The organism is Amycolatopsis albidoflavus (genome assembly GCF_039525725.1).
GTDB classification, from domain to species: Bacteria; Actinomycetota; Actinomycetes; order Mycobacteriales; family Pseudonocardiaceae; genus Amycolatopsis; species Amycolatopsis albidoflava.
In genome coordinates, this window is record NZ_BAAAHV010000016.1 from 31,949 (window position 1) to 45,191 (window position 13,243).

At 69.9% G+C, this 13,243-nt stretch carries 11 protein-coding genes; 3 read left to right on the plus strand and 8 right to left on the minus strand.

The features are described 5' to 3' along the window. Positions 1-118: 118 nt before the first annotated feature. The gene (locus ABD156_RS26300) at positions 119-1,654 is read right to left on the minus strand and encodes a purple acid phosphatase family protein (RefSeq protein WP_344279096.1); all 1,536 of its coding nucleotides are present in this window, start codon (positions 1,652-1,654) and stop codon (positions 119-121) included. A 295-nt stretch (positions 1,655-1,949) separates the two neighbouring features. Here ABD156_RS26300 and eno point away from each other — a divergent pair, with 295 nt between their 5' ends. Beyond that, positions 1,950-3,224, plus strand: a complete 1,275-nt coding sequence (eno, locus tag ABD156_RS26305; protein WP_344279099.1) for a phosphopyruvate hydratase — start codon at positions 1,950-1,952, stop codon at positions 3,222-3,224. Positions 3,225-3,269: 45 nt separating this feature from the next. Here the strand turns inward: eno and ABD156_RS26310 are convergent, their stop codons facing one another. The 3 genes from ABD156_RS26310 to ABD156_RS26320 form a co-directional block, all read right to left on the minus strand. After that, positions 3,270-4,367 (minus strand): MFS transporter, encoded by a 1,098-nt coding sequence (locus ABD156_RS26310; RefSeq protein ID WP_344279102.1) that lies wholly within the window; start codon positions 4,365-4,367, stop codon positions 3,270-3,272. A gap of 1,144 nt (positions 4,368-5,511) precedes the next feature. Then, positions 5,512-6,267, minus strand: a complete 756-nt coding sequence (locus tag ABD156_RS26315) for a S1 family peptidase (RefSeq protein WP_344279105.1) — start codon at positions 6,265-6,267, stop codon at positions 5,512-5,514. Between the two features lie 740 nt (positions 6,268-7,007). Beyond that, positions 7,008-8,219, minus strand: coding sequence for a hypothetical protein (locus tag ABD156_RS26320; RefSeq protein ID WP_377926502.1), 1,212 nt, complete (start codon positions 8,217-8,219; stop codon positions 7,008-7,010). 173 nt (positions 8,220-8,392) lie between these two features. Here ABD156_RS26320 and ABD156_RS26325 point away from each other — a divergent pair, with 173 nt between their 5' ends. Continuing rightward, positions 8,393-9,220: an SDR family oxidoreductase gene (locus ABD156_RS26325; RefSeq protein ID WP_344279108.1), complete on the plus strand. Its 828-nt coding sequence runs from the start codon at positions 8,393-8,395 to the stop codon at positions 9,218-9,220. A 20-nt stretch (positions 9,221-9,240) separates the two neighbouring features. Here ABD156_RS26325 and ABD156_RS26330 read toward each other — a convergent pair whose 3' ends face one another. From ABD156_RS26330 to ABD156_RS26340, 3 genes are read right to left on the minus strand one after another with little or no spacing between them, the layout of a single operon-like run. Further along, positions 9,241-9,633, minus strand: a complete 393-nt coding sequence (locus ABD156_RS26330; protein WP_344279111.1) for an Imm1 family immunity protein — start codon at positions 9,631-9,633, stop codon at positions 9,241-9,243. A 30-nt stretch (positions 9,634-9,663) separates the two neighbouring features. Further along, entirely contained in the window at positions 9,664-10,905 is a 1,242-nt protein-coding gene (locus tag ABD156_RS26335) for an RNA polymerase sigma factor (protein ID WP_344279114.1), read from the minus strand. Next, positions 10,905-11,303, minus strand: a complete 399-nt coding sequence (locus tag ABD156_RS26340) for a YciI family protein (protein ID WP_344279117.1) — start codon at positions 11,301-11,303, stop codon at positions 10,905-10,907. Before ABD156_RS26340 ends, ABD156_RS26335 begins: the two co-directional genes overlap by 1 nt. A 207-nt stretch (positions 11,304-11,510) precedes the next feature. On the opposite strand from ABD156_RS26340, the gene ABD156_RS26345 reads away from it, so the two are divergent. Next, positions 11,511-12,302, plus strand: coding sequence for a thioesterase family protein (locus ABD156_RS26345; RefSeq protein ID WP_344279122.1), 792 nt, complete (start codon positions 11,511-11,513; stop codon positions 12,300-12,302). A 126-nt stretch (positions 12,303-12,428) separates the two neighbouring features. On the opposite strand, the gene ABD156_RS26350 is transcribed toward ABD156_RS26345, so the two are convergent. Next, positions 12,429-13,205, minus strand: coding sequence for a GntR family transcriptional regulator (locus ABD156_RS26350; RefSeq protein ID WP_344279125.1), 777 nt, complete (start codon positions 13,203-13,205; stop codon positions 12,429-12,431). Positions 13,206-13,243: the final 38 nt, after the last annotated feature.

Consider the following 13,243-nt stretch of genomic DNA (forward strand, 5'->3'; position numbering starts at 1 on the left):
CTGACGATGGGGGAGGTGTCCGTTGCGGCCACCGGGTCCGCGGCAAGCGTAGCGCGGCTAAGGATCGTTCTGTCCCGCTTGAGGGGTGGTCCGGACCAGGGCCGGGAAGGGGTTGACGTCAGCCGTCGGCGCGCTTGCGGTGCAGCGAGAACCGCTCGAACACCGACAGTTCGCCGGTCGGCTTGTTCACGTTGTAATAGGTGACGTGCATGGTGGTCGTGCCGCCCGGACGGCGCCCGGGGTCCACAGTGAACGCGGCGAATCCGTAGGGGTGGTCGAGGTCGCGCACCGCGCTCCACACCGCTTTTTCGCGCACGTAGGTCGGTTTCCGCTTGCCCGTGGCCGGATCCCGTTTGTCGGCGACGGCGGTCAGCACCTTTCCGGTGCCGTCCTTGAAGAAACTGCCGTTGGTGGTGCCGGAGACGCCGCCTCCGCCGAGAATCATGTGCACGGTGCCGTGCGTGGCGTCGATGTTGTCGGTCGCGTCGGACACCGGATTCGGCGTGAGCGTCTCGCTTTCCGCGACGACGCCGTGCACGGCGAGGGAGCGTTCGTAGTCGTGCTCGTGCCCGCACAGCACCAGGTCGACGCCGTAGCGGTCGAACAGCGGGCCGTACTTCTCGCGCAGGCCCAGGTCGGCGCCGTTCGCGTCGGACGTGCTGATCATGACCTGGTGCATCGCGACGACGATCCAGTCCACGTCGCGCGACGCCCGCGCCGCGGCCAATTCCTTCTCCAGCCAGGCCAGTTGCCGTCCGCCGGAGTAGCCGTTGACGTAGACGTCGCCGCCGTCCTGCAGGCAGTTGTCGTCGTTCTGCAGCACGATCACCCGCACCGAGCCGACGGTGAAGCCGTACCAGAGGCCGGCGAGTTCCGGATCGGTTTCGGTGGAGGGAAGCTGGAAGTACGCCTGGTAGGCGCCCATCCCGATCGCACCGTTTTGCTTCTCGATCTCGTGGTTGCCCGCGGCGGGCATCCACGGCCGGTACCGCGCCGAGCGGGTGTTGTTGGTGAAGAAGTTGTTCCAGGTGCGCACGCGGTCGACGTCGAGGTTGGCGTAGCAGAGGTCGCCGTTGAGCAGGTGGAACAGCGGCGCGACGGTCTCGATGCCGGTGACGATGTCCTTCGTGGCCGGCGTGGAGAAGAAGTCGAGCGCGGGCGCGCCCTTGAGATCCCAGGTGACTTGCGGCGCGGACTGGTCGCCGAAGCTGGTGAAGGTGAACGCGGACCTCCCGCCGGGCGCGGTGCGGAAGGTGCCCGCGTCGGGCGTCGCGCCGTCGTGCTGGGCGATGTAGAGGTACTCGGTGTTCGGGCACAGACGGTTGATCTCGGCGTGGTGCACCCAGACCGTGCGGTTGGAAGTGCCGTCGACGTAGGTGCGGGTGACCGCGGGAGCGTATGAGCCGAAGCCGTCGTCGAGCGTGCCGTAGAGGACGCGGGGACGGCGGACCGGGCCGTCGGTGAGCCACGAAACCACCATCTGCTGCGCGGGATCGCGGCCGAACGTGAGATGCAAACCCTGCACCGGTGTCGCGCCGCCGCCCGGAGCCGGCGCAAGAGGAGCGGCAGCGGCCGTACCAGTGCCGAGCAGTGGTACGGCAGCGCTCGCACCCATAAGGCCTAACGCTCCTCGACGGCTGACGGTGTTGGACATGACGGCCTCCTCCGGCTCCCAGGCGGAAGCGAAGTTATGCTGGCCGCGCGGCCCGTCGATGAACGCCGGGCGTCCGGCGCGTGAAGTGTTTTTGCGCGGAGTTCCGGTTCGTTCCCTTTGCCGGGAAACGGTTTCCGGACTGTCCGAAGTGGAGCGTCCCGGATTAGCCGGATCGATTCAGAACGGTTCTGCTAGCCTCCAGCGTGACGTGCGGCTCGCCGTGGTGCCGCGTTGCTGCCGGAGCGCTTCACGGAGCGTGCGCTGAGTGCTTCGGCTCGAACCTCCGAGGAGCGTTATGACAGGCATCGTCCGGGTCCGGGGCCGTGAGGTGCTCGACAGCCGGGGCAACCCGACGGTCGAGGTCGACGTGGTGCTGGCGGACGGGTCGGTGGGCCGCGCGGCGGTGCCGTCCGGGGCCTCCACCGGCACGCGCGAGGCCGTTGAGCTGCGGGACGGCGACGCGAAGCGGTTCCACGGCAAGGGCGTGCGCAAGGCGGTCGACGCGGTGAACGGCGAGATCGCCGACGCCGTGACCGGCATGGAGGCCGAGGCGCAGGCCGACGTCGACCGCGCCCTGATCGCCCTCGACGGCACCGAGAACAAGGCCCGCCTCGGCGCGAACGCGACGCTCGGTGTGTCGCTGGCGGTGGCGAAGGCGGCCGCCGCGGCGAACACGCTGCCGCTGTACCGGTACGTCGGCGGGGTGTACGCGCACCTGCTGCCGATGCCGATGATGAACATCATCAACGGCGGCGCGCACGCGGACAACCCGATCGACTTCCAGGAGTTCATGATCGGCCCGGTCGGCGCGGAAACGTTCGCCGACGCCGTGCGGATGGGCTCGGAGGTGTTCCACACGCTGCGGAAATCGCTGCACGAGGCGGGACACAACACGAATGTCGGCGACGAGGGCGGGTTCGCGCCGCAGCTGGGATCGGCCGACGAGGCGCTCGAGTTCGTGGTCCGCGCCATCGAGAAGACCGGGTACGAGCCGGGCAAGGACATCGCGCTGCTGCTGGACCCGGCGGCGTCGGAGTTCTACCGCGACGGCGCCTACGACTACACCGGCGAGGGCCGCAAGCGCAGCATCGAGGAACACGTCGCGTACCTGACCGAGCTGACCGAGCGTTTCCCGATCGTCTCGATCGAGGACGGCCTGGCCCAGGACGACTACGCCGGCTGGAAGCAGCTGACCGACGGCATCGGCGACCGCGTGCAGCTCGTCGGCGACGACCTGTTCTGCACGAACGTCGAGATCCTGCGCGACGGCATCAAGCGCGGCATCGCCAACTCAATCCTCATCAAGGTCAACCAGATCGGCACCCTGACCGAGACGCTGTCCGCGGTCGACACCGCGCACAAGGCGGGCTATTCGGCGGTCATGTCGCACCGCTCGGGCGAGACCGAGGACACCACCATCGCCGACCTCGCGGTGGCGACCGGCTGCGGCCAGATCAAGACGGGCTCGCTGTCGCGCTCCGACCGGACGGCCAAGTACAACCAGCTGATCCGCATCGAGGAGGAGCTGGGCACCGAGGCTCGCTACGCGGGCTGGGACACGCTCCGCTGAGCTGTTTTTCGAGGCGGCCCGGGTTCTTGCCCGGGCCGCCTTTCGCTATTTCTTCACCCGAAGGAACATCGCCGCGGCGGTGAAGGCCGCACTGACCCAGAACGCCGCGCTCGCATGCGCCGCATCGAGGACGACGGCCCCCGCCACCGCAGGCCCGGCCACCGCGCCGAGATTGAACGCCGTAGTCGCGATCGCCCCGGCCACCCGGGGCGCTTCCTTGCTGGCGGAGGTGACAATCGCGGCGATCAACGCGGACCCGACGCCGAACGCCATCGCCCCGGTGATCAATGCGGCTGCGATGAGCCCCGGAAGACTCTGCGCCGCGAAGAACGCCGCCACCCACACGGCGGTCAGCACTGCCGTGCCCGCTTTGAGAATCCTCGGACCTGCCTTGCCCGCGATCGTGACGCCGACGAACGATCCCACTCCGAACACCGCCAGCACTACTGGAACCCAGCTGGCTGATTGCGTCATCGTGCCGAGATAGGTGAAGGCCGCGAAGGTTCCGCCGTTGACGAGAATCCCCTTGACCACGGTGGCCGCGACGCGTGGCTGTGTCAGGACTCGCCACTCGCGGTACACCGGGCTGGTGGCTGACGGGCTGTCGAACTTTGTTGTCGTCAGCGCGACGGCGGCGGCCGCCGTGATCGCCGCGATGGCCCAGAACGCGGCTTGCCACCCGGCGTACTGGCCGAGCAGCGTCCCGGCCGGAACGCCGACGATGCACGCGAGCGTGACACCGGACAGCAGCACGGAAGTCGCCCGCCCGACGGCGTCCTCCGCGACGAGCGACGGCAGCGCCGCGAGCGCTACCGAGAGGAACCCGGCGTTGGCGAACGCCGCGAGGGCGCGGGTGGCGAGGAGGAGCGGGAAATCGGTGGTGAGAGCACCGATGACGTGAACTGCGGAGAAGAGGCCGAGGAAGGTGAGGAGTGCCAGCTTGCGCGGCAGTTTGCTGCCGAGCATCGCGAGAACTGGTGCGCCCGCGACCATTCCGGCCGCGAAGAGCGACGTAAGCAGCCCGGCCGCGCCGAGCGAGACGCCGGTGCCCGCGGCGATTTGGGGGAGGAGCCCGGAGAGGACGAACTCGGACGTGCCTTGGGCGAAGACCGCACAGGCCAGGAGGAAAATGACGGGAGGCAAGGGAATCGGCTCCGAGTAGCTGTCGGCGTCGGGGACGCCGGAGGGATGAGGACGGTTCGCTTGCGGAGTGGGGTGCCTCGGGCCTCGCGCGCAGCGGCTCGCGGCTTGGCTTGGGCGCTTGGCTGCAGTTTCGCCGGGCGAAGCACTGCTGCGGCGCGGGGGCCGCGAGCAGGCTTTGTCCGGGTACTGCGGTGCTGAGCACGCTTTGGCCGTGGTGCCGCGGTGCCGAGCCCGCGGTTCCCGCGGTGCCATGGTGGCAAGCATGCTTTGGCCGCAGTGCCGCGGTGCCGAACACCCTTTGGCTGCGGTGCCGAGCGCGCTTTGGCCGCGGTGCCGTGCACGCTTTGCTCGCGGTGCCGTGGGTGCCGAGCATGCTTTGGCCGCGGTGCTGTCGTGCCGAGCATGCTGTGCCCGCGATGCCGCGATGCCGCGATGCCGTGGTGGCAAGCACGCTTGCCGGTGGCTCTGCTGTGCGCAGGCTTCGCCAGAGCGCGTGTCGAACGGCAAGCTTTGCCTGTGGCGTCAGACTTCACCACGACATCGCCACCGTGCGCAGGCTTAGCGCTGGCCGACCGACCTTGCCGTCGGCGTGCTCGCTTGCGCACGGCAGCCCGATTGGCTATGCCTCGCTGTCGTGAGTGCTTGCGTCGGTTGGAGCCGGAGTAAACACTCACGAGGACTTGTTCGGGGCACAGCTCAACCGCACGGTGTCTGCGGTGAAAGTTTCGCCGGTCAGCCCAGCCCAGGTGTGAACCCGGTACCCGTCACTCCGCCGCCCAGCTTGCGGCTGGGCGGCTACCGTCTGCTGGCCTCCGGCGACGTCATGCCCTGGACTGTACCGTGCCGTGCTCAGGGAGTCGCGTGCGTTCTGCCATTCCTTCCGTGCGGAGCGGAAACCCCGCCCGTTTGTAGATGTTCGTCTTGGCGATGCGGCCGCCGTCGATCGTCGGAGCTTGTGTTCGGCGTGCCTTGGCGGATCCCGTCCGTGCGGAGCGGAAATCCGGCCCGGTCGTAGGTGTGCGTGGTGGCGATGCGGCCGCCGTCGATCGTCGGAGCCTGTGTTCGGTGGGCCTTGGCGGATGCCGTGCGGGGCGAAATGAGGAGTGCCGATCCGGGCGGTGTCGTGCCGGTTGGTCTCGCGGGATCAGGTGAGTCCGGCGTGGGCGGCGATCTCGTCCGCGAACGACGTCACCCTTGTGTACATCCCGGGTTTGCCAGGCTTCCCGCATCCGTCGCCGTAGGAGACGATGCCGACCACCGTGTCGCCGACCAGCAGCGGGCCGCCGGAATCTCCTTTGCAGGCGTCGATGCCGCCGTTGGGGTAGCCGGCGCAGAGCATGCTCGTCACGGTGTATTCCGGATAGCCGGTGTGGCAGGTGTCGTCGTCGGCTAGGGGGACGGTGGCTTGGCGCAGGTAGTCCGAACGGTCGCCGCCGTCGGCGAGGCGGCCCCAGCCCAGGACGGTGGCATTGGTGCCGGCGGGGTAGCGGCTCGGGTCGCGGGCCAGGTCGGCGGGGCGGTAGGGGAGCGAGCCGCGGACGGTGAGGACTGCGACGTCCGAACCTTGTTGCGGCGTATGGAAATCAGGGTGTTGCCAAGCGGCGGACACTGCGCGGACGACGCCGTCTTGGCTGCGTTTGTCTTCCCGGCCGGCTACTACGCTGAGTTCGCCGGTCGGGACGGTGGCGGCACAGTGCGCGGCGGTCGCCACCGCGGTGCGGCTGACGATGACGCCGCCGCAGAACTGGGTTCCGTGACTGTCCACTAAGTACACTGCGTACGGATGTTGTTGCAGGGAAGCCTTTTCTCCGCCGATGACGGCTGGAGCGGCGTGGGCGGAGGTGCTCAGGGTGATGGCGAGCAGGATGACGGTGGTGATGAGTGCGAAACGGCGTGGCATTGCGGACCCCCTCGGCTGCGGCAGTGCACGTTAGCCACTTTACCGGGCGGTTGAGGGGAAAACCGTCGCTGAACCGGGTGGAAACCGCGGGGGCCCGGATCCGGACCCCCGCGGCTGCTGCGGGGAGGAGCTTCGGAAAACGGCTCGGGCAAAGGGAATCCGGTCGGGGCCGCGAGGAATGGTCACACTGGAACTGAGCGCACTGCGGATGCCTCGCCGCACGTCCCGCAAACCCGGCTTGCGGGTTGGCTGCGCGGAAACGAGCGCGGCTGGATGGAGCAACGGTGAAGCCGGAATGCATGCTGGTGCGGAATCCGGAAGCGAGACTCACCGGCGACGGGTTCGACGTGCGGCCACCGGGAAGTACCGGCAAAGGCGTTGCGACCCCTCGACTCGCGTTAGCCGAGCGGTCGAGTGAGGGGTCATCGGCGGGGGTCATTGCAACGCCCTCCAGGGGAAGCACGCTTCGTCTCAGCCAAGCAGCCAAGCAGCCAAGCAGCCAAGCAGCCAAGCAGCCAAGCGGCCGTGCGGCGATGCGGCCGTGCGGCGATGCGGCCGTGCGGCGATGCGGCCGTGCGGCGATGCGGCCGAGCGGCGATGCGGCCGTGCGGCCGTGCGGCCGAGCGGCGATGCGGCCATGCGGCCGTGCGGCCGAGCGGCGATGCGACCAGGCGGCCATGCGAAGGGAGCCGTCGCCGGTGAGAACCCCCAGGCCTCACCGGCAACCCACCGAAGCGGCCTCAGCAGAGCGGCGCGACAGGACCGTCCGAACCGGTCTTCACATAGGTGTCCGAGATGTAGTGCCCGGGCCCGATCCGGTCCCAGATCTTGCTCGTCCCGAACTTCCCGGTGACACTGTCCCCGTTGACGTAGCACTCGATGTTCACCTTGGCGTAGTTGGCCGCCAGGCCCTTCACCGACGAGGACGTGTGCGCGCCCGACCGCACGTTCACCGGGTCGCCCGCCGTCTGCACCAAACCGCTCGCGGCGGCGGAGCCCGTCCACAGGTAGGTGACCTTCACGTTTCCGTTGTCGCCCAGGCCGACGCCCTCACTGAAAGTCCCGTCGGCCAGGTCGATGCCCGCGGGGTTGCCGACCTTGTACCCGAGATCGTCCCGGCCGCCGTTGTAGCCGTTGTGGTAGGCGGCGTAGGCCTCGGGCTGGCCCTGCGGCAGGTCCTTGTACTCGGCGCGCACCGAGGACGGGTTCCAGTAGTCGTCCTTGGTGTTCCACGGTCCGACATCCCAGACCGGCGCGTATTCGCAGCGGCTGTTGTCCGTCTTGCACACGCGCACGCTGTAGTTTCCGGTTCCCTTGGGCGACAAGGCTTTTCCGGAGGGCAGTGCGACGAAGTGGTCGTTGCTGGAAATGACATGGCCGTTCGCGGTGGTGTGGCCGGCGAGGCCTTCGCGGGTGGCGTAGACGGTGTAGGTGAGCGGAGTGGACGCGGCGATGGCGTTCGCCTGCGGGGTCAGGGAGCTGGTCAGTTCGACGTCGCGCACGGTGGGGCGCGCGGCGGCGGTGCCGGACAGCGTGATCCTGGTCTGCACGACGCTCACCGCGCGGGGCAGCGCGGTGCCGGCGGGGGTCCATTCCGTCCAGTCGTCGGCGCCGGAGCGGCCGCGGACGTCGACTTCCACCGAGGTGCCTTGTGGGGCGTCAGCGGAGATTTCGGCGGCGACCCGGTTCGCCGGCGCGGGCAGGCGGCGTTCGGCGGAGAGCAGGTAGCCCTCGCTTCCCGCGGCCTGGTCGGCGGGTCTCCACGCAGGATCCCGCAGCGTGAGCGTGCCGCTGGCCGTGACGACGTTGACATCGTCACTGTCCACTGAGGACAGATCGGCGCGCCAGGCGCCGGAAGCCTCGGCAGCGCTCACGGGCGTCGCGACTGCGGTGACCGCCCCCGCGGCGAGCAGCGCGGCGACCGTGCGCCGGACCATCACTTTCCCGACCACGACGGATCTCCCTTCACTCGTCCGAATCGAACTGCCGGAGTGTCGGAGGGATCCGTACACGATCCATACAACGATCTCGCTCGGTCGTGTACCGGAAGCGGGAGGTTGACAGCGGCGGGTGATCAAGATTAGCTTTGAGTGCAAAGTTAATTTAAGGGCAAAGGGAGTGTGGGATGACCATCCTGGTGACGGGGGCGCGCGGGAATGTCGGGAGCGAGGTCGTCCGCGTGCTCCGCGAGGGCGGGCACGAGGTGCGTGGCTCGGCGCGCGACGCGGGCGGGCTGGATCTGCCGGACGCGGTGTCGTTGGACCTCACGGCCGACGGCGGGTTCGAGGAAGCGCTGAGCGGTGTCGAGGCGATTTTCTTGTATCCGACCCGGGCGAAGAGTGCCGTGGATTTCCTTGCGGCGGCGAAGAAAGCAGGCGTGTCGTACGTCGTGCTGCTGTCGTCGCCGGATGTCTACGAGGGCGCTGCGGACAACCCGATCCGGCGGGCGCATCTGCCCGCGGAGGCGGCGGTGGCGGAGTCCGGACTGCCGTTCACGGTGCTGTACCCGGGCTGGCTGGCGGGTAACACCCGGCGGGACTGGGGTGCGGCGATCCGGGCCGGGGAGCCGGTGCGGCTCGTCTCGCCGGAGTCGCAGTGCGCGCCGACGGCCGAGGAGGACGTGGCGGCGGTTGCCGCCAAGCTGCTCACGGAGCGTAGCTACCCGGGGCGGAGGCTGCCGCTGACTGGGCCGGAGTCGATGACGCAGCGTGCGGTGGTGGAGACCCTGGCGGAGGAATTGGGTAGCTCGATCGAAGTGGCGACCGAAACGCGGAGCGAGGCTCTGGCGCGGCGTCCGGAGTGGATGCCGGAGGCGGTGCTGGAGCATCTGATGGACGTGGAGGAGGCGGCGGTGGGCCGAGCAGCCCCGGTGAACAACACGGTGGAACGGTTCGCGGGACGGCCGACGTCATTCCGCGAGTGGGCCAGGGCGCACAAGGACGACTTCGCCTAATAGTCCTATGTGGACAAAACTCAAGCGGGCTTCCAGGAAACGCCGGAGGGCCGCGTCTGGGATTCGCACAGCTCCCGCACCGCGCGCAGTACTTCCTCGGCGGAAACCTCGCTCCCGGACGGCTGCGGGAAGTGCGCGCCCTGAAGGCTGAAGTAGTCGACGGGATCCTCGCCCGAGCCGTCCGCGGGCAGGTAAGTCTCGCCGTTTTCGTGCCATGCCAGGCTTCCCCGCGTGCCGCGCAGGCCGGCGACCAGGTACGGCGTCCGCGGCTTCCGGCCCGCGTACAGCCACCAGACGACCCCGGCGTCCGGCGCGGGCGGTTCGGCGGCGCGCAGGGCGGAGAGCACGTCGTCGGCAGCCGTCTCGGTGACGTCGTACCCGGTCCGGCGACGGGCGTCTTCGATGCTCGCCATGGTGCGCTCCGCTCGTGAAGTGTCCTGATACTACTCGGTGCCGATCGGCGAGCGACTTGTGGAATGGCCGGCGCGGAGCCGGGCCGCGCGCAGCGTCAGATACCGCTGCTCGGCGGTGTTTCCGGTGCGGGCGGCGGCCGCGGTGTAGTGGCGGATCGCTTCCTCTCGTTCGCCGGCCATTTCCAGCAGGTGCGCGCGGGCGGCGGCGAGGCGGTGGTGGCCGGGGAGCCGGTCGTCGAGCTCGGCCAGCATCGCGAGCCCGGCGTCCGGCCCGTGCACCATCGCAGTCGCGATCGCGCGGTTGAGCGTTACGACGGGGTTGCCGGTCAGCGCCTCTAGCCGCGTGTACAGCGTGAGCACGCGCGGCCAATCGGTGTCTTCGGCCCGCAAGGCGATGTCGTGCGTCGCGGCGATCGCGGCCTGCAGCCGGTATTCGCCGATGCCGTCGCGGGTCAACGCGGCGGTGATCAGCGCGACGCCTTCCCGGATCAGCGAACGATCCCACTGTGACCGGTCCTGGTCGGCGAGCGGGATGAGGTCGCCGTCCGGTCCGGTGCGGGCCGGACGGCGGGCGTCGGTGAGCAGCATCAGCGCGAGCAATCCGGCCGCTTCGCCGTCGTCCGGCAGCGCGGCGTGCAGCAGTCGCGCGAGCCGGATCGCCTCGGCCGACAGTTCAGTGCGGTGCAGGCGACGGCCCCCGCTGCTCGTGTATCCCTCGTTGAACACCAGGTACAGCACGTGCAGCACGGACCGCAGCGATGCCTGCCGCTCGTCCGCCTCGGGCATCCGGAACGCCAGGCCGGACTTCTTGATTTTCGCCTTCGCCCGGCTGATCCGTTGCGCCATCGTGGTTTCCGGCACGAGGAACGCGCTGGCGATCTCCGCCGTCGTCAGTCCGCCGACGGCCCGCAACGTCAGCGCGATCGCCGACGCCGACGTCAGCGAGGGGTGCGCGCACAGGAACAGCAGCGTCAGCGTGTCGTCCCGATCCGGAACGTCGGCGGCCCGCGGCTCGGCGGCGACCGTGTCCTCGCGCCGCCGCCGAGCCTGGTCGCTGCGGAAGCTGTCGATGATCCGGCGGCTGGCGGTCTGCAGCAGCCAGCCGCGCGGATTCTCCGGGATCCCCTCCGCGGGCCAGTGCTGCACCGCAGCGAGGAGCGCTTCTTGTGTCGCGTCCTCGGCCGCGCCGAAATCGCCGGACCGGCGCACGAGGACGGCGAGGACCTGGGGCGCGAGCGTGCGCACCAGGTCCTCGACCTCAGGCCGCGACATCACACCTCCGGCGCGCTCATCACCTGGCGCACCTCGATCGGCACTCGCAGCGGTGCGCCTTCCGGACCCGGCGCGGCCGACACCCGGGTCGCGATCTCCAGCGCCCGCGCCTCCGATTCGACGTCCACCACGCGGTATCCGGCCAGCAGTTCCTTGCCCTCCGGGAACGGCCCGTCGGTGACGACCGCGCCGCCCTTGCCGTCCGCGACCACGGTCTTCGCCGCTTCCGGCCCGGCCAGGCCTTCCGCCTCGACGAGTTCTCCGGCCTCGGTCAGTTCGGCGTTGAGCACGTGCTGGAACTGGATGTGCGCGCGAATGTCCGCCGGGGCCCACTCCGGCAGCGGGATGTCGCAGCCTTCGCCCTGGGCGTAGGTCTGCAGCAGCATGTACTTCGGCATAGCGTTTCCTCCAGTGTCCGGCTCGCCGCTTCCGGGCGGGCTCACCAAGGGAACGGAACCCGCGCGCCGTCCTCGACACGCACCGCGCACATCTTGCCGGGGAACTCCCGGCGGTGCGGGCGGAACGGGTGGTGTGGGTCTCAGTGCCCGGGACACCCGAACGGCCTAGCAGGTAGGTTGCGGGAAGCAACTCACCTGGAGGGAACCGTGAGCACGACGACCTTCGCCGCGGTGTCCGCGGTCAAACAGCGCTCGGACACCGAGTTCAGCGTCGACCTGAGCCCGGCGTGGACCATCGGCGGCCGCCCGAACGGCGGCTACCTGCTGGCCGCGATCGCCCGCGCGGCGACCGTCGTTTCCGGACACCCGGACGTGCTCGCCGCCAGCGCGCACTACCTGCGCTCGCCCGAACCGGGCCCGGCGGAGATCGAGGTCGAGGTGCTGCGCACCGGCCGGACCGCGACCCAGCTGCGCGGACGGCTGCTCAAGGACGGCGTGCCGCAGGTCGAGGCCCTGCTGACACTGGGCGTGCTCGGCGAGGCCGAGCCGTTCTGGCAGGACGGGGTGCCGCAGCCGAAGTTCGGGCCGTTCCCGGAGGAGCCGTGGGGCCCGGACGTGCTGTCGTCCGGCATCCCGATCGCGATCCGCGACGAGATCGACGTGTACTTCGACCGCCCGCTCGCCGATGGGCCCAGCGGCCGCGGCGAACTGCGCGCCCTGCTCGCGCTGCCCGGCGACGAGCCGTTCGATCCGGTCAGCCTGCTGTTCGCGGTCGACGCCCTGCCGCCCGCAACCCTCGACGTCGCGCCGTCCGGCTGGGTGCCGACGCTCGAACTGACCGCGTATGTGCGGGCGCATCCGGCTCCCGGCCCGGTGCGGGTGCTGCACCGCGCTCACCTGATCGGCGACGGGCGGGTCGACGAGTCCTGCCACGTATGGGACAGCGCCGGGACTCTGGTCGCGCAAGGCACGCAGCTGGCCGGTATCCGGATCGGCTGAGCCTCGCGGACCACAACTCCGCTCTCGCTGGCCGTCCGGGAGTTCAGTCCGTGAAGGGAACCCTGAGGGACTCTGAGTCCGTGAGGGTTCCCCTCACGGAAGTTCTCGCACGCGGAGCATGCTCGGTCAGCGGGTTCCGGCGAGTGCCCCTGTCGTGACCAAGCGGTACCCGGTGCGCCCGGAAAACTCCGCCGTCAGCGCGAACCGGTCGCCGCGCACCAGCGTGTGCCGCCATTCGATGCGTTTGCCCGCGCTGGTGCCCAGGCGTCCGATGGAGAACGCGCCGACGGTTTCGCCGCAGCCCAGCAGGGCGCGTTCGGCTCGCGTCGGCACGACCGCGCGGATCTGCTCCTCGCCGTGGTCGAGCCGGACGCCGGTGCGGCGGTGGAGTTCGCCGTACAGGCTGGTGTGCTGGAAATCCGCGTCCAGCAGCGGCCGGGCGAGGTCGGCGGGCAGCCACACCCGGTCGACGGCCAGCGGGTCGTTTCCGGCCAGCCGCACGCGTTCCAGGTACAGCAGGGGAGTGGAGCCCTCCAGCGACAGGCGTTCGGCGACCACCGCGTCCGCGCGGATGTCGAGCCGGCGCACGACGCTGTGCTGGTCGAGCCCGGCCTCCTCGACCGCGGCGAACAGGCTGTAGAGCGCGCCGAGCGGCTGCTGGATCTCGGCCGCCGCGGCGACGCGGGGCTGGCGTCCGCGTTCGGCGATGAGCGTGCCGTCCGCGCGCAGTTCCCGCAGCGCCTGCCGGACCGTCTGCCTGCTGACGCTGTATTCGTCGGCGAGCGCCAGTTCCCCGGGGAACGCGCCGTCGAACTCCCCGGCGCGGATGCGCACCAGCAGCCGCTGCTGCAGCTGCCGCCACAGGGGCTGTCCGCCGGTGCGCACCAGCTCTGCCTCGCCCATGCCGGGAACAGTACCGCTTGCCAAATGTACGGACAGCT